16 protein-coding genes are annotated in these 21704 nt (G+C 69.6%); 1 reads left to right on the top strand and 15 read right to left on the bottom strand.

Going from position 1 to position 21704, the window contains the following annotated elements; genetic code table 11:
• Positions 1-22: 22 nt before the first annotated feature.
• The 9 genes from ACFYRX_RS26790 to betA all read right to left on the bottom strand — a co-directional run bounded on the left by ACFYRX_RS26790 (position 23) and on the right by betA (position 13374).
• Entirely contained in the window at positions 23-1258 is a 1236-nt protein-coding gene (locus ACFYRX_RS26790; protein ID WP_389104539.1) for a sarcosine oxidase subunit beta family protein, read from the bottom strand.
• Positions 1255-2538 (bottom strand): serine hydroxymethyltransferase, encoded by a 1284-nt coding sequence (glyA, locus tag ACFYRX_RS26785; protein ID WP_389104536.1) that lies wholly within the window; start codon positions 2536-2538, stop codon positions 1255-1257. Before glyA ends, ACFYRX_RS26790 begins: the two co-directional genes overlap by 4 nt.
• Positions 2539-2557: 19 nt before the next feature.
• Positions 2558-4996 (bottom strand): FAD-dependent oxidoreductase, encoded by a 2439-nt coding sequence (locus ACFYRX_RS26780; protein WP_389104533.1) that lies wholly within the window; start codon positions 4994-4996, stop codon positions 2558-2560.
• A 181-nt stretch (positions 4997-5177) separates the two neighbouring features.
• The gene (locus ACFYRX_RS26775; protein WP_389104530.1) at positions 5178-6146 is read right to left on the bottom strand and encodes an ABC transporter substrate-binding protein; all 969 of its coding nucleotides are present in this window, start codon (positions 6144-6146) and stop codon (positions 5178-5180) included.
• Between the two features lie 13 nt (positions 6147-6159).
• Complete coding sequence (locus ACFYRX_RS26770; RefSeq protein WP_389104528.1) at positions 6160-8160, bottom strand: ABC transporter permease; 2001 nt, start codon at positions 8158-8160, stop codon at positions 6160-6162.
• Positions 8160-9248: a glycine betaine/L-proline ABC transporter ATP-binding protein gene (locus tag ACFYRX_RS26765; protein WP_389104525.1), complete on the bottom strand. Its 1089-nt coding sequence runs from the start codon at positions 9246-9248 to the stop codon at positions 8160-8162. The genes ACFYRX_RS26770 and ACFYRX_RS26765 overlap by 1 nt, the downstream gene beginning before the upstream one ends.
• 20 nt (positions 9249-9268) lie before the next feature.
• On the bottom strand, positions 9269-10738 hold the full coding sequence (locus tag ACFYRX_RS26760; RefSeq protein WP_389104523.1) for an aldehyde dehydrogenase family protein: 1470 nt from the start codon (positions 10736-10738) through the stop codon (positions 9269-9271).
• A gap of 121 nt (positions 10739-10859) precedes the next feature.
• Complete coding sequence (locus ACFYRX_RS26755) at positions 10860-11696, bottom strand: 5,10-methylenetetrahydrofolate reductase (protein WP_389104521.1); 837 nt, start codon at positions 11694-11696, stop codon at positions 10860-10862.
• Positions 11697-11700: 4 nt separating this feature from the next.
• Positions 11701-13374 (bottom strand): choline dehydrogenase, encoded by a 1674-nt coding sequence (gene betA / locus ACFYRX_RS26750; RefSeq protein ID WP_389104518.1) that lies wholly within the window; start codon positions 13372-13374, stop codon positions 11701-11703.
• 207 nt (positions 13375-13581) lie between these two features.
• Between betA and ACFYRX_RS26745 the strand changes: the two genes are divergently transcribed.
• Positions 13582-14328 carry an IclR family transcriptional regulator gene (locus ACFYRX_RS26745; RefSeq protein WP_389104657.1) on the top strand — a complete coding sequence of 249 codons (747 nt, stop codon included), beginning with the start codon at positions 13582-13584 and terminating at the stop codon, positions 14326-14328.
• Here ACFYRX_RS26745 and ACFYRX_RS26740 read toward each other — a convergent pair.
• The 6 genes from ACFYRX_RS26740 to ACFYRX_RS26715 all read right to left on the bottom strand — a co-directional run bounded on the left by ACFYRX_RS26740 (position 14316) and on the right by ACFYRX_RS26715 (position 21704).
• Positions 14316-15443, bottom strand: a complete 1128-nt coding sequence (locus tag ACFYRX_RS26740; protein WP_389104515.1) for an aromatic ring-hydroxylating dioxygenase subunit alpha — start codon at positions 15441-15443, stop codon at positions 14316-14318. The two genes, ACFYRX_RS26745 and ACFYRX_RS26740, sit on opposite strands and share 13 nt — an antisense overlap.
• 105 nt (positions 15444-15548) lie before the next feature.
• Positions 15549-16709, bottom strand: a complete 1161-nt coding sequence (locus ACFYRX_RS26735; RefSeq protein WP_389104513.1) for an NAD(P)/FAD-dependent oxidoreductase — start codon at positions 16707-16709, stop codon at positions 15549-15551.
• On the bottom strand, positions 16706-17068 hold the full coding sequence (locus ACFYRX_RS26730; RefSeq protein WP_389104510.1) for a bifunctional 3-phenylpropionate/cinnamic acid dioxygenase ferredoxin subunit: 363 nt from the start codon (positions 17066-17068) through the stop codon (positions 16706-16708). Before ACFYRX_RS26730 ends, ACFYRX_RS26735 begins: the two co-directional genes overlap by 4 nt.
• Positions 17069-17230: 162 nt before the next feature.
• Positions 17231-18316 carry an S-(hydroxymethyl)mycothiol dehydrogenase gene (locus tag ACFYRX_RS26725; protein WP_389104507.1) on the bottom strand — a complete coding sequence of 362 codons (1086 nt, stop codon included), beginning with the start codon at positions 18314-18316 and terminating at the stop codon, positions 17231-17233.
• Positions 18317-18517: 201 nt separating this feature from the next.
• Complete coding sequence (locus ACFYRX_RS26720; protein WP_389104506.1) at positions 18518-20896, bottom strand: ATP-binding cassette domain-containing protein; 2379 nt, start codon at positions 20894-20896, stop codon at positions 18518-18520.
• 205 nt (positions 20897-21101) lie between these two features.
• The gene (locus ACFYRX_RS26715; RefSeq protein ID WP_389104503.1) at positions 21102-21704 is read right to left on the bottom strand and encodes a TetR/AcrR family transcriptional regulator; all 603 of its coding nucleotides are present in this window, start codon (positions 21702-21704) and stop codon (positions 21102-21104) included.

Raw genomic sequence — 21704 nt, 5'->3', positions numbered from 1 at the left:
CGTTCGGCTCCCTTGAGGATCCCTAGTGGGCCACCGCGGCGGCGCCGTGCTCGTCGACGAGCGCGCCGGTGGTGAAACGGTCGAGCGAGAAGGGGGCGTTGAGCGGGTGGGGCGTGTCGTGGGCGATCGTGTGGGCGTAGACCCAGCCGACGCCCGGGGTCGCCTTGAAACCGCCCGTGCCCCAGCCGCAGTTGAGGTACAGGTTGTCGACCGGGGAGAGGCCGACGATCGGTGAGGCGTCGGGGCTGACATCGACGATGCCACCCCAGGTGCGCAGGACGTGGGCGCGGGCGAACACCGGGAAGAGTTCCAGGGCCGCCGCCATCTGTTCCTCGATGATGTGGAACGCGCCGCGCTGGGTGTAGGAGTTGTACGAGTCGATGCCCGCGCCCATCACCAGCTCGCCCTTGTGCGCCTGGCTGACGTACACGTGGACGGCGTTGGACATGACCACCGTGGGGTGGACCGGCTCCAGGAGTTCCGACACGAGTGCCTGCAACGGGTGGCTCTGGAGCGGGAGTTCGATGCCCGCCATGGCGGCGAGGACCGAGGTGTGGCCGGCCGAGCACAGAGCCACCTTGCCCGCCGCGATGGGACCGAGGGTGGTCTGGACTCCGACCACCCGCCCGCCGACCACGTCGAGGCCCGTGACCTCGCAGTTCTGGATGATGTCGACGCCGGCCGCGTCCGCCGAGCGGGCCAGGCCCCAGGCCACGTGGTCGTGCTTGGCGATCCCGGCGCGCGGCTGGTAGGTGCCGCCGAGGACCGGATAGCGCACGTCGGGTGAGATGTTGACGATCGGGCAGATCTCCCTGACCTGCTCGGCGTCAAGCCACTCCGCGTCCACGCCGTTCAGGCGGTTCGCCTCCACCCGGCGCACGCTGTCGCGGACGTCCTGGAGGCTGTGCGCGAGGTTCAGGACGCCCCGCTGGGAGAAGAGGATCGGGTAGTCCAGCTCCTCCTCCAGGCCCTCCCACAACTTGAGGGCGTGCTCGTAGATACTGGCGCTCTCGTCCCACAGGTAGTTGGAGCGGATGATCGTGGTGTTGCGGGCCATGTTGCCGCCCGCGAGCCAGCCCTTCTCCAGTACGGCCACGTTGGTGATGCCGTGGTTCTTCGCCAGGTAGTGGGCGGTGGCCAGGCCGTGTCCGCCGCCGCCCACGACGATGACGTCGTACGAGCGCTTCGGCTCGGGGGTGCGCCACAGCCAGTCGGGGTGTTCGGGGAGCTCGGCGCCGGGGGTGCGGGGGCTGCTCATCGGGCGTCTCCCTCGCCGGTGAGGTGCGGGTAGAGCGGGTGCTGCGCCGCCAGGGCCTTCGTGCGGGCGCTCAGGGCGGCGAGGTCGGGCTCCGGCTGGAGCGCGAGGGCGATCACGTCGGCGACCTCGGCGAAGTCCTCCTCGGTGAAGCCGCGCGTGGCCAGTGCCGGGGTGCCGATGCGCAGGCCCGAGGTGACCATCGGTGGGCGGGGGTCGAAGGGGACGGCGTTGCGGTTGACGGTGATGCCGCCCGAGTGGAGGAGGTCCTCGGCCTGGCGGCCGTCGAGCGGGGACTCCCGCAGGTCGACGAGGACCAGGTGGACGTCCGTGCCTCCGGTGAGGACCTTCACGCCCGCGGCGGAAGCGTCCTCGCGGGTCAGCCGCTCGGCGAGGATGCGGGCGCCGGCCAGCGTACGGGCCTGGCGCTCGGCGAACTCGGGGGACGCGGCGACCTTGAAGGACACCGCCTTCGCCGCGATGACGTGCTCCAGCGGGCCTCCCTGCATGCCGGGGAACACCGCCGAGTTGATCTTCTTGGCGAGGTCGGCCTCGTTGGTGAGGACGACTCCGCCGCGCGGGCCGCCGAGCGTCTTGTGGGTCGTGGTGGTCACCACGTGGGCGTGCGGGACGGGGTTCGGGTGCAGTCCCGCGGCGACCAGGCCGGCGAAGTGCGCCATGTCGACCATCAGCAGGGCGCCCACCTCGTCGGCGATCCGGCGGAAGGCCGCGAAGTCCAGCTGCCTGGGGTAGGCCGACCAGCCCGCGATGATCATCTTGGGGCGGTGTTCCTTGGCGAGCCGCTCGACCTCGTCCAGATCGACCAGGTTGTCGCCCTCCGACACGTGGTACGGCACCACGTTCAGCATCTTGCCGCTGTAGTTGAGGCGCATCCCGTGGGTGAGGTGGCCGCCGTGCGCGAGGTCCAGGCCGAGGATGGTGTCGCCGGGCTGCAGCAGGGCGAAGAAGACCGCCGTGTTGGCCTGGGCGCCGGAGTGCGGCTGGACGTTGGCGAAGCCCGCGCCGAAGAGGGACTTGACGCGTTCGATGGCCAACCGCTCGGTGACGTCGACGTGTTCGCAGCCGCCGTAGTAGCGGCGGCCGGGGTAGCCCTCGGCGTACTTGTTGGTCGCGACCGAGCCCTGCGCCTCCATCACGGCGGTGGGCGCGAAGTTCTCGGAGGCGATCATCTCCAGGGTGGACTGCTGGCGGTGGAGTTCGGCGGCGAGGGCCGCGTGGACCTCGGGGTCCAGTTCCGCGAGGGGGGTGTTCAGCGCGTTCATGGGTGTTCGCTCTCCCTGTTCAGCCGCGGAGGCGGGACATCGTCGGGTCGAACAGGGGCTCTTCGGCGACGGTCGCCTCGACGCGCTGGTCGAAGTAGCCGATGTGCAGCGCACGGCCGGTCGTCGCGAGTTCCGCCGGGAGCCAGGCGTACGCGATGCCCTTGCCGATCGTGTGGCCGAAGGCGGCGCTGGTGACGTAGCCGACGGCGCGGTCACCGTCGTAGACCGGCTCCTTGCCCATGACGACGGCCCGCGGGTCGTCGATGGTCAGGCAGGTCAGCTTCCGCCGTACGTCGGCCCTGCGCCGCTCCAGCGCCGCCTTGCCGACGAAGTCCTCCTTGTCCGCCTTGACGGCGAACCCGACCCCGGCCTCGTACGGATCGTGCTCGTAGGTCATGTCGGTGCCGAAGGAGCGGTAACCCTTCTCCAGGCGGAGGCTGTTGAAGGCGCCGCGTCCGGCCGCGATGCCGCCGAGCGGCTTCGCCGCGCGCCACAGGGTGTCCCAGAGTTTGAGGCCCTGGTCGGCCGTGGTGTACAGCTCCCAGCCGAGTTCGCCGACGTACGACAGCCGCATCGCGGTGACCGGGACGGATCCGACATAAGCGCGCTTGGCGCGGAAGTACTTCAGGCCCGTGGCCGAGAAGTCCTCGTCGGTGAGCGGCTGGAGGACATCGCGCGCGAGCGGTCCCCACAGGCCGATGCAGCAGGTGCCGGGGGTGATGTCCCGGACCTGGACGGTGCCGTCGGCGGGCAGGTGGCGGGTGAACCAGTCCAGGTCGAGGTTGCCGTTGGCGCCGACCTGGAAGAGGTCGGGGGCCAGCCGGGCGACGGTGATGTCGCTGCGGATGCCGCCGTCGTGGTCGAGGAGCAGCGTGTACGTCACCGAGCCGACGGACTTGGCGACCTTGCCGGTGCACAGCCGCTCCAGGAGGTCGGCGGCGCCTCGCCCGCTCACCTCCAGGCGCTTGAGGGCCGTCATGTCGTACATCGCGACGGTCTCGCGGGTGGTCTGGGCCTCCGCGCCGACGATCGGCGACCAGTACCGCGCGGCCCAGTCGTTGGGGGTGACGATCGAACGGCCTTCCACCAGGCCCGCGTTGGACTCGTACCACTGCGGACGCTCCCAGCCGTTCGCCTCCAGGAAGAAGGCGCCCAGCTCCTGCTGGCGGGTGTGGAAGGGGCTGGTGCGGATCGGGCGCGGGTCACCGGAGGGCTGGAGCGGGTGGAGGATGTCGTAGACCTCGACGAAGTTCTGGCAGTCGCGGGCCAGTACGTACTCCGGGGCGAGCTGGTGCGGCTCGAAACGGTTGACGTCGCACTCGTGCAGGTCGAAGGAGGAGCAGTGGCCGTCGACCAGCCATTCGGCGACGGCGCGTCCGACGCCGGCGGAGTGGGTGACCCAGACGGCCTCGGCGACCCAGAAGCCCTTGACGTCCGGGGACTCGCCGAGGAGGGGCAGGCCGTCGGTGGTGAAGGAGAAGAGGCCGTTGATGCCCTCCTCGATCTTGGCCTCGCGGGTGGCGGGGAGCAGTGACTGCGTCTCGGTCCAGGCGTCCGCGAAGTCGTCCTCGGTGAACTTCAGGACGGAGGGCATCGTGTCGGCCTCGTCGACGGAGAGGATCTCGTCGGCGGTGACGGGCATGGGGCGGTGGCCGTAGTAGCCGATGCCGAGGGTGTCGTGGCGGTCGCGGTAGTAGAGGTCGGCGTCCTGGTGGCGCAGGATCGGGCGCACCGCCTCCTCCGTCTGGCCCGCGAGCGCGGGGACCGGTCCGGTCCAGGCGAGCTGGTGGGCGAGCGGGGTGAGCGGGAGGTTCATGCCGACCATGCGGGCGATCTTCGGGCCCCAGATGCCGGCGCAGCACACCACGATGTCGGCTTCCAGGTCGCCGTGGTCGGTGCGGACGCCCGTCACCTCGCCGTCGGCCCGGAGCACGTCCAGGACCTCGTGGCGGGCCAGGAACGTCACACCGCGCTCGGTGGCCCGGCGGATCTGCGCCTCGACGGCGAGGACGGCCTTGGCGAGGCCGTCAGTGGGGATGAGGAGGCCGGCGAGGACCCGGTCCGGGTTGACGAGCGGGTGCTGTGCGACGCACTCCTCGGCGGTCAGCAGACGGCTCTCGACGCCCCAGGAGGTGAGCCAGCCCTGGCGGCGGTGGAGTTCCGTGACGCGCTCCGGGGTGGTCGCCACCTCCAGGCCGCCGACCTGGAGGAAGCAGGGCTGTCCGTCGACGTCGAGTGAGCTCAGCTTCTCGACGGTGTAGCGGGCCAGCTCGGTCATGGTCTTGGAGGCGTTGGCCTGGAAGACCAGTCCGGGGGCGTGCGAGGACGAGCCCCCGGTGGCGGGCAGCGGCCCCTGGTCGACCACGGTCACCTCGGTCCAGCCGCGTGCGGAGATCTCGTCGGCGAGCGCGGCCCCCACCACGCCCGCTCCGATGATGACCACCCGGGGTCCCGCCATCGCCACACCTCCGGCTCAGTTGCTTTCTACGCAACGTGATTCAGGTTGCGCAACTCAATGTGCCTGTCGCCCGGATGGGTGTCAAGAGGCCGGGTGACGTCGTGGAACGGCCCGGAAAACGGCAACGCCCGGTGGGCGGTGCGCGGAAGTGCGCACCGCCCACCGGGCGTGAACGAGCGGGTTACTTGATCCAGGCGTCAACCTTGGCGCGGTTGGCCTCGACCCACTTCTTGGCGGCCGCGTCGGGGGTCATCTTGTCCACCGCGATGTACTTGGCCACGACGTTCTGGTCGTCGTTGGTCCAGTTGAACTTCTTCACCAGGTCGTAGGCCGGGCTGCCCGACTTGGCGAACTTCGCGCTGACTATCTTGTCGAGGTCGTAGACGGGGTAGTCGCAGGCGATCTTGGCCGCGTCGGCGTCGCAGCCCGTCTTGTACGCGGGCAGGGAGACCTTCTTCAGCGGGACCTCGGACAGGAACCACTGCGGCTCGTAGAAGTAGCCGATCACCCACTGCTTGTTCTTCTCCGCGTTGCGGTACGCCTGGATCAGCGCGGTCTCACTGCCCGCGTACACCACCTTGAAGTCCAGCTTCAGGTTCTTCACCAGCGCCTCGTCGTTGGTGACGTACGAGGGATCGCCGTCCAGGAGCTGGCCCTTGCCGCCGGACTCGGAGGTCTTGAACTTCGCGGCGTACTTGTTGAGGTTCTTCCAGTTGGTGATGTCCGGGTGCGCCTTGGCCAGCCACGGCGGCACGTACCAGCCGATGATGCCCTTGTTGCCGGTCGAGCCGGCCTCCACCGCCGTCTTCTGCTGGGTGATGTACTTCTTCTTCAGATCGTCGTGACCCCAGTTCTCCAGGACGGCGTCGACCTCGCCGGTACCGAAGCCCTGCCAGGCGATCTCTTCCTTGAGGTTCTTCTTGGTGACCTTGCATTTGAGGTCGTGCTCGGCGACGTACGCGACGACCGCCGCGTCCGCCTCGTAGCCCACCCACGGGTTGACCGCGAGGTTGAACGTGCCGCACTTGCCGGAGCTTCCCGAGCTGTCGGAGCCCGAGGAGGTGTCGCCGACCTTCGCCCCACCGCAAGCGGTGAGGGTGAGGCCGAGGACGGCCAGGCCGGCCGCGCCGGCTCGCCAGTGTCTTGCCATGATGTAGTGCTCCTTATGCGCTCGCGCGTCGCGCCGCCGCCTGAGTGATCCGGTCGAACATGACTCCGAGAAGGACGATGGCCAGACCCGCGGCCAGGCCCTTCCCGTACAGCTGGCTCTGCGAGAATCCGGCCACGACGTCGTAGCCGAGGGCGCCCGCGCCAACCAAGCCGCCCACAACAACCATCGACAGCACGTAGATCAGGCCCTGGTTGGTCGCGAGCGTCAGAGCACTGCGTGACATCGGCAGCTGAACCTTGGTGATGATCTGCCAGGTGTTGCACCCGGCAGCGGTGGCCGCCTCCACTGTGGTCTCGGGCACGGCCCGGATCCCGTCCGCGATGATCTTCATGGCGACGGGAGCCCCGTAGACGATCGCGGCGACGATGGCCGTGAAGCGTGTGGGGCCGAACAGCGCGAGGAACGGCACGAGGTAGACGAAGGGCGGCATGACCTGGGCCGCGTCCAGGGTGGGCCGGATCAGCCGGTCCACGAGCATGCTGCGGCCCATCCACGTGCCGAAGACGACGCCGAGGATCATCACCAGCACGGTCGCGACCAACGTCGACGCCAGCGTCGTCATGGCGTCCGACCACATACCGGTACCGACCAGCAGGCCCACGCACACGGCCGTGGTGACCCCGGACCTCCAGCCCCCCAGCACCACGGTCAGCGCGACCAGCACCACTCCGATGAGCCACCACGGGGAGTCGGTGACCAGGGTCTGGAACGGGTTGAGCAGGCCGTTGGTGATGACGTCACGGAAGCCGTTGGTCAGGCCCGAGAGGTTGTCCTGCGCCCAGTTGGTCACGGTGTCCGCGGCCCTGGCTATGTGGCTGCCGATGGTGCCGTCGCCGGGGAAGTCGGCCGCCCACAGGTAGGTGCGCGACAGGTAGATCAGGACCGCGGTCACCGCGGCGCCCGCTCCCAGCAGTGGCCGCCGCCAGGTCGCGAAGCGGTTCTTGGAGCGTCGTGCGTTCTCCTCTCGGACGCTGGCCGCGGTCGTGACCCGGTCCAGGACGATCGCCATGACCACGATGGCGAGACCGGCGTTGAAGGCCGTGCCGACGTCGAGCGTCTGCAGCGCCTGGATGACGGTCGCGCCGAGGCCGGGCGCGTTGATCAGCGCCGCGATGGTCACCATGGCCAGGGCGGCCATGATGGTCTGGTTGACGCCCATCACCACGGTCCGCTTGGACATGGGCAGCAGGACCTTCAGCAGCGACTGGCGGCGGGTGGCGCCCAGTGAGTCGGCCGCCTCGACGGTCGTCTTCGACACGTTGCGGATGCCGTGCGCGGTGATGCGGATCGTCGGCGGGGCCGCGTAGATCACGGTGGCGATCGTGGCGGAGGCCCCGCCGATCTCGAAGAACAGGGTCAGCGGTGCCAGGTAGACGAAGGTCGGCATCGTCTGCATGAAGTCCAGGAAGGGCGTCATGATCCGGTTGAAGCGGTCCGACAGTCCGGCCCACACCCCGAGCGGGATCGCGAACAGCATGGCCACGAACACCGCGGAGAGGGTGAGGGAGAGGGTGTCCATGCTCTCCTGCCACAGCCCCTGCAGCCCGAAGAAGGTGAACCCGGCCACAGCCAGCAGCGCGACCCGCCAGTTGCCCACGGCCCAGGCGACGTAGCCGGCGAGGCCGACGACGCCGAGCCAGCCGATCTGCGGGACCGGGCGGGTCCCGGACGGCTGGGAGATCAGGTCCTGCACGAAGGTCACCAGGTTGTCGATGACCAGCCGGATCTCGTTGAAGAAGTACAGGAAGAGCGGGTTGGAGTTCCGGTTGGCGCCGACGGAGTCGTTGAAGTCGTTGATCCACCGGTGCAGATCGGTGAGGTCGGCGGCCGCCAGGGACAGGGTCTGCTTTCCGCGCAGCACGGCGAACAGCACCAGCCAGACGACCAGGATCGCGCCGATCACCATGGTCCGGCTGACCTTGCGCGCACCCTTGGCGGGCAACGGCGGTTCTACGGCCTTTGTCTCCTCGGGTTTCTCCACGGCGACGGTCATCACGCGTCGCCCTCCTGCCCGGCGACGACCGCGAGGATCTCCTCGTCGCCGACGATGCCGAGCAGCTCGCCGTTCTCGACGACCTTGACGGGCTTCTCGGCTGCGAGCACCGCCCGGGTGGCCTCCTTCACCACGACGTCGGGGCCCAACTCGGGTCCGTCCAGGTGGTCTTCGGGGGTGGCCGGGCGCATGATCCAGCGCAGGGTCAGGACGTCGCCGCGCGGCACGTCCTTGACGAAGTCGCGTACGTAGTCGTCGGCGGGGGCGCCGACGAGTTCGTCGCCGGTGCCGCACTGGACCATCTTGCCGTCGCGCATGATGAGGATGCGGTCGCCGAGCTTGAGTGCCTCGGAGAGGTCGTGGGTGATGAACACCATCGTCTTGCCGACCTCGTGGTGCAGCCGGATGACCTCGTTCTGCATGTCGCGTCGGATCAGCGGGTCGAGCGCGGAGAACGGTTCGTCGAAGAGGAGGACCTCCGGGTCACCGGCCAACGCCCTTGCCAGGCCCACGCGTTGCTGCATGCCGCCGGAGAGCTGGTCGGGGTAGGAGTTCTCGTACCCCGAGAGCCCGACGAGTTCGACGACCTCCAGCGCCCGCCTGGTGCGCTCGGCCCGGCCCATGCCGCGGATCTCGAGCCCGAACGCCACGTTGTCGACGACGCGGCGATGGGGCAGCAGTCCGAAGTGCTGGAAGACCATGGAGAACTTGTTGCGCCGCAGTTCGCGCAGCCGCTTCTCGTCGGCGTCGCGGATGTCCTCGCCCTCGAAGACGATCTCACCGGCGGTGGGTTCGATCAGCCGGGTCAGACAGCGCACCAGGGTGGACTTGCCGGAGCCGGACAGTCCCATGACGACGAAGACCTCGCCGGGCGCGACCTCGAAGCTCACGTCGCGTACGGCGGCGGTGCAGCCGGTGCGGTCCATGAGCTCGCGGCGGGTGAGCCCGCACAGTTCCTCGGAGTCCGGTACCTGCTCCGCCTTCGGTCCGAACACCTTCCACAGCCCGCGCACGGATATGACCGGCGTGGGCGCCGCGTCCTCGGGTGCGCCGCTGCGCGGCGGCACCTCGGTCTTGGTGGGGGTCATGGTCGACCTCTTCTCGGCGTTCAGCCGCGGAACCAGTGTTGCGGCCGGGGTTGGATGTTCTGCCAGATGTGCTTGGCCTCGCGATACTCGTCGAGGCCGGTCGGTCCCAGTTCCCGGCCCACACCGGAGTGCCCGAAGCCACCCCACTCGGCCTGCGGCACATAGGGGTGGTAGTCGTTGATCCACACCGTGCCGTGCCGCAGCCGGCGGGCGACCCGCTGGGCCTTCCCGGCGTCCTGCGTCCACACGGCGCCCGCGAGTCCGTACTCGGTGTCGTTGGCGATACGGACGGCGTCGTCCTCGTCGGTGAACCGCTCCACGGTGAGCACGGGCCCGAAGGACTCCTCGTGCACCACCCGCATGTCCTGGCGGCACTCGTCGAGCACGGTGGGCGGGTAGTAGTGGCCGCTCGCGAGGGCCGGATCGGTGGGCCGCTCGCCGCCGCAGCGCAGTACGGCGCCCTCCGCCACCCCGACCGCGACGTACGCCTCGACCTTCGCGAGGTGCTGCGCGGAGATCAGGGCCCCCGTCTCGGCCTCGGGGTCGAAGGGGCCGCCGAGGCGGATCTGCCGGGCCCGCCGGACGATCTCGTCGACGAGCCGGTCGTGCAGGGAGTCCTCGACGATCAGCCGGGCGCCGGCCGAGCAGACCTGCCCGGAGTGCAGGAAGACGGCCGTGAGCGCGAAGTCCACGGCCGTCTCGAAGTCGGCGTCGGCGAAGACGACGTTGGGGTTCTTGCCGCCGAGTTCCAGCGCGACCTTCTTCACGGTCGCGGCGGCCGTCGCCATGATCCGCTTGCCGGTCTCCAGGCCGCCGGTGAAGGAGACCATGTCGACGCGGGGATCCTCGGAGAGCGGCGCGCCCACCTCGGGGCCGGCCCCGAGGACGAGGTTGGCGACGCCGGCCGGCAGTCCGGCCTCCGCCAGAGCCCTCATCAGCAGGATCGAGGTGGAGGGGGTGAGCTCACTGGGCTTGAGGACGATCGTGTTGCCGGCGAGAAGGGCCGGAGCGACCTTCCAACTCGCCTGGAGCAGTGGGTAGTTCCACGGGGTGATCAGTCCGCAGACGCCGATCGGCTCGTGGACGACGCGGCTCACGGCGTCGTCCCGGCCGGTGTCGATCACCCGTCCTGCGTCGGTGCCGCCGAGCCCGCCGTAGTAGCGGAAGCAGGAGACGATGTCGGCGATGTCGTACTCGCTCTCCACCAGCCGCTTGCCGGTGTCCAGCGATTCGGCGCGGGCGAACTCCTTGGCGTCGCGCTCGATCAGGTCGGCGGTGCGCAGCAGCAGTGCGCCGCGCTCACGCTCGGGGGTGCGGGGCCAGGGTCCCTCGTCGAAGGCCCGGCGGGCGGCTGCGACGGCCGCCTCGGTGTCGGGGCGGGTCCCTTCGGACACGGTCGCGGAGAGCGTGCCGTCGGCGGGACATCGGATCTCCCGACGGCCTCCGGCCAGCGGCTCCCGCCATTCACCGTCCACGTACAGGTCAGCCACTTCGGGAGCCCTTCGAGCGTTTTCGTTGCGCATCGCGCATCGCATTGCTTGTGGTGGAACACTCTGGAGAATGCAGGAACCCACGTCAAGGGGTTGAGGTTCGGCGGGTGAAAACTCTGCGTTACCGATTCAATCGGTCGAGCAGGGCACGGCGCCACCGCTCGGTCTCGGCGATCTGGTTGAAGGTGAACAGATGCAGTCCGGCAACTCCCGCCGCGGGCACGGTGAGTTGCCGGGCAGTGCGGTCGAGCAGCCGCTCGGGTGCGTAGCCGCCGGGGGCCGCGAAGCGTAGGAACCAGGCGGGATGCCGGGTCAGGAAACGGGTCGACTCCCCCACCCCGATCTTCGTCGCCATGGAGAGCAGCTTCGCCCGCTGCACGGGCCCCGCGACACCCAGGTGAAGGGGCAGCGCGACGCCCCGGCCACGGATCCTGACGACCCAGTCGGCGAGCACCCGCGGATCGAAGCAGAGGTTGCTGACGATGTACGTGGCGTGCGCCCGCTTGTCCCACATCGCCTGCACGGTGAGGTCGTCGTGGATGAGCGGATGGCTCTCGGGGTAGCCGGTGATGCCGACGCGGGCGAAGGGGTCGCCCAGTTCACCGAGCCTGCGCAGCACCGGCAGAGCGCCGTCGTAGACCCCGGCCGGCGGATCGGCGTCTCCCGCGGGCACGAAGACGTCGTCGACGCCCGCCTCCCGGAGCCGGTCGACGACGTCCTTGAGGTGCACGTCGTCCCGCAGCAGCCGCGCGGGCACGTGCGGGACGACCCGGTAGCCGTGCCCCGCGAGCCGGCCGGCCAGGTCGAGCGTCGGTTCCAGGCCCTTGACGGGCGACGCCGTCACGGTGACGACGACGTCGCGCGGGACATGGGCGAGGACCTTGTCCTCGGTGGCCTTCGCCGGCAGCACCTCGTATCGGACGCTGCCCAGCAGCGCGCGCAGACCTTCGGCGCCCAAAGGCCTATCCCGCCTGCGTGTGGGCGTCACGGTGCCGGTAGTACGCGGCCTTGGAGGGCGCGAGCGGCTCCTTGCCGAGGATCAGGTCGGCCGCCTTCTCCGCGATCATCATCACCGGCGCGTAGATGTTGCCGTTGGTGACGTAAGGCATCACCGACGCGTCGACGACCCGGAGCCCCTCCACGCCGTGCACGCGCATGCTGGCAGGGTCGACGACGGCCATCTCGTCGGTGCCCATCTTGCAGGTGCAGGACGGGTGCAGGGCGGTCTCGCCGTCCTTGGCGACCCAGGCGAGGATCTCCTCGTCGGTCTCGACGGAGGGGCCCGGTGAGACCTCCCCGTCGTTGTAGGGGGCCAGGGCGGGCTGGTTGAGGAGCCTGCGCGCGACCCGGACCGCCTCGACCCACTCACGCCGGTCCTGCTCGGTGGAGAGGTAGTTGAAGCGCAGCGCCGGATGCTCCTGCGGATCCTTGCTCCTGATCTTCACCGAGCCGATGGCGTCGGAGTACATGGGCCCCACGTGCACCTGGTAGCCGTGTCCGCCGGCGGGCACCGAGCCGTCGTAGCGGACCGCGATGGGCAGGAAGTGGAACATCAGGTTGGGGTAGTCCACGTCGTCGTTGCTGCGGGCGAAGCCGCCCGCCTCGAAGTGGTTGGTGGCGGCGGGACCCTTGCGGAAGAGCCACTGCAGGCCGATGAAGGGGGCCCGCCACTTGGCGAGATACGGCTGCATGGAGACGGGTTGCTTGCAGGCGTACTGGATGTACACCTCCAGGTGGTCCTGCATGTTCTCGCCGACGCCCGGCAGGTCGTGCACGACGTCGATGCCGAGCGCGCGCAGTTCCTCGGCGTTGCCGACGCCGGAAAGCTGCAGCAACTGCGGGGAGTTGATGGCGCCGCCGCAGAGGATGACCTCCTTGGCGCGGACCTGCTGGAGCGCGCCCTTGCCGCGCCGGTACTCGACACCGACGGCCCGCTTGCCCTCGAACAGAACGCGGGTGACGAGGGCGCGGGTCCTGACCGTGAGGTTGGGCCGCTTGCGGGCGGGCTTCAGATAGGCCTTGGAGGCCGAGAGCCGGCGACCGCGGTGGACGTTGCGGTCGAATTTGGCGAAGCCCTCCTGCCGGTAGCCGTTGACGTCGTCGGTGGGCGCGTACCCGGCTTCCTCGGTGGCCTTCTGGAAGGCGGTGAAGAGCGGGTTGGTGGCCGGGCCGCGTTCCAGGACGAGGGGGCCGTCGTGGCCGCGGAACTCGTCGTCGGGGTCGGCGGCGAGACAGTTCTCCATGCGCTTGAAGTACGGCAGACAGTGCGCGTAGTCCCAGCTCTCCATGCCGGGATCGGCGGCCCAGCGCTCGTAGTCCAGGGGGTTGCCGCGCTGGAAGATCATGCCGTTGATGCTGCTGGAGCCGCCCAGTACCTTGCCGCGGGCGTGGTAGACGCGTCGGCCGCCCATGTGGGGCTCGGGCTCGGACTCGTACTTCCAGTCGTAGAAGCGGCTGCCGATCGGGTAGGTCAGCGCCGCGGGCATGTGGATGAAGACGTCCCACGGGTAGTCGGGCCGGCCGGCCTCCAGGACCAGCACCCGGTTGCCCGGGTCGGCGGAGAGCCGGTTGGCCAGTGCGCTGCCGGCCGATCCACCACCGACGACGACGAAGTCGTACTGCTGCTGAGGAGCCATGGTGCCTCGTCTCGCTCGCGCCGTAGATATGCGCGCATGCTAGTACGAGTAGCGCCATACGCACCAGGTTGCGAGCCACGCAACTTGCACGACACATGCACCGGGTCTCCGAAACACTTTCGCGCCCCTGTTGTTTACCGTGCGTATAGTTGCGTTGTGAGCAACTACAACCCGGATAACGAAACGACAGGGTCGTCGAGCGGCGGGGTGCAGTCCGTCGACCGGGCCATTCACGTACTGGAGATCCTCGCCCGGCGCGGCGAGGCAGGGGTCAGTGAGGTGGCCGCCGAGATCGACGTTCACAAGTCCACGGCGTTCCGGCTGCTCGGAGCGCTGGAGGCACGCGGTCTGGTGGAACAGGCGGGCGAGCGCGGCAAGTACCGTCTCGGTTTCGGCATCGTGCGCCTGGCCGGCGCGGTCACCGGGCGCATCGACATCACCCAGCAGAGCCGCCCGGTCTGCGAGGACCTGGCCGACGAGCTCGGCGAGACCGTGAACCTCGCCGTGATGCAGGAACGCTACGCGGTCAACCTCTACCAGGTGCGGGGCCCAGGCGCCGTCACCGCGCAGAACTGGGTCGGCCAGCTGACCCCGTTGCACGCCACTTCCAGCGGCAAGATCCTGCTGGCGCACATGCCCGTCAAGGACCGCACCGCGCTGCTGACCGAGACCGGCCTGAAGAAGGTCACCTCGCGCACCATCACCGCGAAGACGAAGCTCGAGAAGAACCTCGCGGAGGCCCGCGAGCGTGGCTACGCCTGGGCGCTGGAGGAGCTGGAGTTGGGCCTGCACGCCATGGCCGCGCCGGTGCGCGACCGGGACGGGGAGGTCATCGCGGCGCTCAGCGCCTCAGGGCCCGCGTACCGGCTGTCCGAGGAGCGCCTGCACGAGCTCGCGCCGGTGCTGGTCAAGGGCGCCGCCGAGATCAGCCACCGCATGGGTTACCTGGGCTGAGCCCCCAGCCGGGTCTGGACCCAGTGGTGGAACTCGCCGATGTGGTGCTCGCTGGGGACCAGCACCCCGCCCTTGGCATACAGGCGTGAGCTCATCCCGGGCTGGGTGCGCTCGCACGCGTCGAAGTCCTGCCGGTTGACCCGGTCGAACAGCTCCACCGACCGGCTGACATCCTTCCCGCTCTCCACGACCTGCGGGAGATACAGCCAGTCGCACTCCACGACCGTACGGTCCGCCGCGACCGGAAACATCCGGTGGAAGATCACATGGTCGGGCACCAGGTTCACGAACACCTGCGGCCGCACCGTGATCGCGTAATAACGGCGGTCCTGGTCGTCGGAAACCCCAGGGATACGGTCCAGACCCTCCGAACCGTCGACCGTGAAACCCCGGACGTCCTCACCGAACTCGGCACCATGCCCCACGTAGTACTGCGCCGCATACCCGTCCGCGAACTCCGGCAGCACCTCCGTCAGTTCGGGATGGATCGTCGCGCAGTGATAGCACTCCATGAAGTTCTCGACGATCAGCTTCCAGTTCGCCTTCACGTCATAGACGATCCGCCGACCGACCTGGAGGTTGTCGAGGTCGTAGTGCTCGATCGACTCGGTGTCCCCCAGACGCGTGATCACGTCCTGGACGACCTCGTCGAAGGGCGGCGGGTTCTCCGCGAGGCACACCCAGACATAGCCCAGCCATTCACGCACGGCCACGCTCGCCAGCCCGTACTCGGTACGGCCCACGTCCGGCATCTTCGTCAGGTTCGGAGCCGCGACCAGCTTGCCCGTCAGGTCGTACGTCCACGCGTGATACGGACACTGGAACGCCCGCTTCACCTCACCGGACTCCTCGGTGCACAACTTCGCCCCGCGATGCCGGCACACATTGAAGTACGCCCGGACCGAGTTGTCCCGCGCACGCGCGATCAGAATGCTCTCCCGCCCCACCTCCACCGTCCTGAAGGAACCGGGCTTGGGCAGATCCGAAGCCCGCACAGCACAGAACCACATCGCCTCGAAGATGCGCTCCTGCTCCAGGGCGAACACCCCGGCATCCGTATAGGAAGCGCCGGGAAGGGTGGCGATCAGGCTGTCCGGCAGGCTGGTCGAGGTCACAGGGCACTCCTCGGGGAACGTCGGGAACCGGTGAAGCACGCCGTCGTGTACCGGTGATGCACGCCGGGAAGAACGGTCGGCGTTCTGGGCGGAGCGGCAGCGGTGTCAGGCCGCGGCGGCGAGCTGCTTGCGCCAGCGCATGAACAGGCGCGGCTGGTTCATCCCGAGCACGGCGACCGGATGCCCGGAACGCCGGTAGACGGCCAGGACGTTGCGGTCGTCCCGGGCGCCCTCCTCGATCGTCACGCTGTCGGCACCGGCCGCGTGACCGACGAACTGGATCTTCACGCCGTACTGGTCCGACCAGAAGTACGGCGGCCTCGGCACACCCGGTTCCACCGCGCCGCCCGCCAGCAGCGCGGTCACGGCCGCGTCGGGCCGCTCCCGTGCGCCGGTCCAGTGCTCGACACGGCGGTGCAGGCCCGCGCGCGGGTCGTACCAGGAGGCGCAGTCGCCGACCGCGACGACCCCGGCCAGGCTGGTCCGGCCGTCGACGCCGCAGGTGACTCCGTCGGCGAGCCCGATGCCCGATCCCGCGAGCCACTCGACGCACGGGCGGGCGCCGACGCCGACGACCACGATGTCGGCGGGGATGCTGCGGCCGTCCTCCAGGAGGACGGCGTCGACGCGGCTCTCACCGCTCAGTCCCTTGACTCCGACACCGCACAACAGCCGTACGCCGTGGTCCGCGTGGAGCGCCGAGACGATCTGGCCCATGGTCTCGCCGAGCGGTCCGGCCAGGGGGGTCGGGGCCGCCTCGACGACGGTCACGTCGAGCCCGAGGGCGTACGCCGTGGAGGCGACCTCGGCGCCGACGAAGCCGCCGCCGATCACCACCAGCCGTCCCCCCAGGGCCAGTTCGTCACGCAGGGCGCGGGCGTCGTCCAGGGTGCGCAGGGTGTGCACCCCGGCGAGGCCGTCGGTGCCGGGCAGAGTCCGGGCGGCGGCGCCGGTCGCGATGACGACGCCGTCCGCCCGGACCTCGCTGCCGTCGGCGAGCCGTACGGCGCGCTGTGGGCCGTCGAGGCCGACGGCGCGGACGCCGAGCAGCCACTCGACCCGCAGATCCTCCTCGTCCGACTCCAGGGCGAGGTCGGTCTCGCCCAGGGAGCCGGCCAGGAACTCCTTGGACAACGGGGGCCTGTCGTACGGGCGGTGGAGCTCGTCGCCGATGACGACGAGCCGTCCGTCGTAGCCCTGTCTGCGCAGCGAGCGCGCCGCCGAGAGACCGGCCAGCGAGGCGCCGACCACGGCCACCGTCCTCACGCGGGTTCCCCGGCGAGCCGGGCCGCCACGCAGGGCGGCAGGTTGGGCGCGTCCGTGGACAACTGGACGTAGATCATGCCGTCCTCGACCTGGACCGCGTGCGTGCGGACCGGGCGCTTGGCCGGCGGGGCGTCTACGGTGCCCGTCCGTAGGTCGAACTTCGAGGCGTGCAGCGGGCATTCCACCTCACAGCCCTCCAGCCAGCCGTCGGCGAGCGAGGCGTCCTGATGGGTGCAGGTGTCGTCGATGGCGAAGACCTCGCCGTCGTCGGTGTGGAACACCGAGACCGGCGGGTCGATGTCGAGCCGGTAGGCCTCGCCTCGGGGGAGATCCACGAGACGGCACGCGGGAATCATCATGACACCTCGGTGCGTATAGCGAAACGGATTGCGGTGAACGCAACGCCAGTTTGAGGGCGCCCATAAACGCTTGTCAAGGCGTCCAGAGGACGGACACATCTCATGGTCAGCGTTGCCGGTGACGCAACTGAATGCGCAGGGATCAACAGACTGCGTCCGCTGTCACAGCACCACGACGGAACGCAGGACCTCACCGCGGTGCATCTTCTCGAACGCCTTCTCCACGTCCCCGAGGCCGATGGTCTCGGAGACGAAGGCGTCCAGATCGAAGCGTCCGCTCAGGTACAGCTCGACGAGGGCCGGAAAGTCGCGCGAGGGCAGACAGTCGCCGTACCAGCTGGATTTCAGCGCGCCACCGCGCCCGAAGACGTCCAGCAGCGGCAGCTCCAGTTTCATCTCCGGGGTCGGCACCCCCACCAGGACGACGGTGCCGGCCAGGTCGCGGGCGTAGAAGGCCTGCTTGTACGTCTCGGGGCGGCCCACCGCCTCGATGACGACATCGGCGCCGAAGCCGCCGGTCAGTTCGCGGATCGCCTCGACCGGATCGGCCTCGCGCGAGTCGACGGTGTGCGTGGCACCCATCCCGGTGGCCCGCTCCAGCTTGCGCGGGTCCACGTCGACGGCGATGACCTTGGTCGCGCCGGCGAGCCCCGCCCCCGCGACGGCGGCCATGCCGACCCCGCCGCAGCCGATGACGGCGACGGAGTCCCCGCGGCCGACGGCGCCGGTGTTCACGGCCGCGCCGAAGCCCGCCATGACGCCGCAGCCGAGCAGCCCGGCGGCGGTCGCCGGGGCGGCCGGGTCCACCTTGGTGCACTGCCCCGCGGCCACCAGGGTCTTCTCCGCGAAGGCACCGATACCGAGGGCGGGCGCGAGCGGGGTGCCGTCGAGCAGGGTCATCCGCTGGGTCGCGTTGCGGGTGGCGAAGCAGTACCAGGGCCTGCCCTTCGCGCACGCCCGGCACGTGCCGCAGACCGCGCGCCAGTTGAGGATGACGAAGTCACCCGGCTCGAGTCCGGTGACCCCTTCCCCGACCGCTTCGACACGGCCCGCCGCCTCGTGCCCCAGCAGGAAGGGGAAGTCGTCGTTGATGCCGCCCTCGCGGTAGTGGAGATCGGTGTGGCAGACACCGCACGCCTCGACCTTCACCAGCGCCTCGCCGGGTCCCGGGTCGGGGACCACGATCGTCTCGACGGAGACCGGGGCGCCCTTCGCCAGGGCGACGACAGCACGAACCTCATGAGCCATGGGTACTCCTCCGATGAACCTGCGGGTTGCTTCATTCGATACACGCATCACCATGCGCAACCGAGCATCGGGGAGGTGGCGCCCGCGGTCAAGAGGCCGGTTCCGGCCGGTGCTGCGCAGGGATGGGTGGCGGGGCAAGGGAAGGAGGGCAGGGCCTCCTCGATCGGGGCCCTGCCCTCCCTGCGCAGCGGAAACGCGGTGTCACACGCCCACGTACGCCGCCAGATGCTCCGCCGTGATCGTCGACCCGGCGGCGACGAGTTCCGCGGGCGTGCCCTCGAAGACGATCCGTCCGCCGTCGTGGCCCGCGCCCGGGCCGAGGTCGATGATCCAGTCCGCGTGCGACATGACCGCCTGGTGGTGCTCGACGACGATGACCGACTTGCCGGAGTCCACCAACCGGTCCAGCAGTCCCAGCAGTTGCTCGACATCGGCGAGGTGGAGGCCCGTGGTCGGTTCGTCGAGGACGTACACGCCGCCCTTGTCCCCCATGTGGGTCGCCAGTTTCAGCCGCTGCCGCTCACCGCCGGACAGCGTGGTGAGCGGCTGGCCGAGGGTGAGATAGCCGAGCCCGACGTCCGAGAGGCGTTCCAGGATCCGGTGCGCGGCGGGCGTGGCCGCCTCACCCGCGGCGAAGAACTCCAAGGCCTCCGTCACCGGCATCGCGAGCACCTCGCTGATGTCCCGCCCGCCGAGGTGGTACTCCAGCACCGAGGCCTGGAACCGCTTCCCCTCGCACTCCTCGCAGGTCGTGGCGACCCCGGCCATCATCGCCAGGTCGGTGTACACGACCCCGGCACCGTTGCAGGTGGGACAGGCGCCCTCGGAGTTGGCGCTGAACAGCGCCGGCTTCACGCCGTTGGCCTTCGCGAACGCCTTGCGGATCGGTTCGAGCAGTCCGGTGTACGTCGCCGGGTTGCTGCGCCTGGAGCCGCGGATGGCGCCCTGGTCGACGGACACGACCCCTTCCCCGGCCGGGATCGACCCGTGCACGAGCGAGCTCTTGCCGGATCCCGCGACGCCGGTGATCACGGTCAGCACGCCCAGCGGGATGTCGACGTCGACGCCCTGGAGGTTGTGCGTGGAGGCACCGCGGATCTCCAGCGCGCCGGTCGCCTTGCGGACCGTGTCCTTGAACCCTGCCCGGTCGTCGAAGTGGCGTCCGGTGACGGTGTCGCTGGTCCGCAGCCCCTCCACGGTGCCCTCGAAACAGACCGAACCGCCCGCCGTACCGGCACCCGGCCCGAGGTCGACGACGTGGTCGGCGATCACGATCGTCTCCGGCTTGTGCTCCACGACGAGCACCGTGTTGCCCTTGTCCCGCAGGCGCAGCAGCAGGTTGTTCATGCGCTGGATGTCATGGGGGTGCAGCCCGATGGTCGGCTCGTCGAAGACGTAGGTGACATCGGTGAGCGAGGAGCCGAGGTGGCGGATCATCTTGGTGCGCTGCGCCTCGCCGCCGGACAGGGTGCCCGAGGGGCGGTCGAGGGAGAGATAGCCGAGGCCGATCTCCACGAACGAGTCGAGGGTCTCCCCGAGCGCCGTCAGCAGCGGCCCGACCGACGGCTCGTCCAGGGCCCGCACCCACTCGGCGAGGTCGCTGATCTGCATCGCGCAGGCGTCGGCGATGCTGATCCCCTTGATCTTCGAGGACCGGGCACCGTCGCTGAGCCGGGTTCCGTCGCACTCGGGGCACACCATGAAGGTGATCGCGCGGTCCACGAACTCGCGGATGTGCGGCTGCATCGACTCGCGGTCCTTGGCGAGCATCGACTTCTGGATCCGCGGGACCAGACCCTCGTAGGTCATGTTGATGCCCGCGATCTTCATCCTGGTCGGCTCGCGGTACAGGAAGTCCTGGAGTTCCTTCTTGGTGAACTTCCGGATCGGCTTGTCCGCGTCGAAGAAGCCGGACTCGCTGTAGAGCCGGTAGTTCCAGCCGCCGGCCTTGTAGCCGGGGATGGTCATCGCGCCGTCGGCGAGCGACTTGGAGTCGTCGTAGAGCTGGGTGAGGTCGATGTCGTTGACCGTGCCCCGGCCCTCGCAGCGCGGGCACATGCCGCCGACGATGCTGAAGCTGCGCCGCTCCTTCACCGTCTGCCCGCCGCGCTCCATGGTCACCGCGCCCGCCCCGCTGATCGAGGCGACGTTGAAGGAGAACGCCTTCGGTGAGCCGATGTGCGGGGTGCCGAGTCTGCTGAACAGGATGCGGAGCATCGCGTTGGTGTCGGTGACGGTGCCGACGGTGGAGCGCGGGTCGCCGCCGAGGCGCTGCTGGTCGACGGTGATCGCGGTGGTGAGGCCGTCCAGGACGTCGACCTCGGGGCGGCCCAGGGTCGGCATGAAGCCCTGTACGAAGGCGCTGTAGGTCTCGTTGATCATCCGCTGCGACTCGGCGGCGATGGTGTCGAACACCAGCGAGCTCTTGCCGGAGCCGGAGACCCCGGTGAACACCGTGAGCCGGCGCTTGGGGATCTCGATGCTGACGTCCTTGAGATTGTTCTCGCGCGCCCCGTGCACGCGGATCAGGTCGTGGCTGTCAGCAGGGTGCGGCGCGCCCGTCGTGGTGGCCTTGCTCATCGTGTCTCCATCTGTGGGGCCGGGCCGCCCTCGCGTCCTCGACGGCGTCCCCCGGCTCGGTCCGACCGGTTTCGACAGCTTCGAAGATTACGTCGACCGCGGCGCTTCGGCGCAGCTCCTGGACTCACGCTAGCCACCGCCCCCGGTCCGCGCTTCTCGAATCCTGACCGACCGACTGACCGACCGACTGACCGACCGACCGGCCTCAGGGCCCCTCGTCCTGGACCAGCCCCGCGATGTGGGCGGTGACCGTGTCGAGGATGTCGTTCCACGCGGCCGCGTCGCCGAGGACGAGGTAGTTCAGGGTGAGCCCGTCGGTCATGGCCGCGAGATAACGGGCCAGCACGGAGACGGGCACCCCCAGCCGCAGCTCCATGTCGCTGCGCAGCTGCTCGATGAGCACCGCGTACGCCTCGCCGTACAGCTCGTACTGGCGCCTGGCCAGGTGCTCGAAGCCTGGCTCGCGCAGGGCGTACTGGGTCAGCTCGTAGGTGAGCATGTGCGCCTCGGGGTGGGCGCGGACGTGTTCCCAGTACGCCCGGAAACCGGCGGCGACGGTCCCCTCCAGGGTGTCCCTGGGGCGCAGCGCCTCTTTGACCACGGTGACGGAGTGGTCGGTGAGGGTGGTGATGACGGCCTCGACGAGGGCCTGCTTGGAGTCGAAGCAGTAGTGGAAGACGCTCAGGGACACGCCTGCCTCGGCGGCGATGGACCGGGTCGTCGTCTTCGCGACGCCGTCCCGGGCCATCGCCCTGATCGCCGCTTCCGTCAGCTGTCTGCGCCTTTCGGCCGACGGCATGCGTGCCAT

The sequence above is a fragment of the Streptomyces sp. NPDC005374 genome (assembly GCF_042872225.1).
Taxonomy (GTDB): Bacteria; Actinomycetota; Actinomycetes; order Streptomycetales; family Streptomycetaceae; genus Streptomyces.
This window is presented reverse-complemented; position numbering and strand designations above follow the sequence as displayed.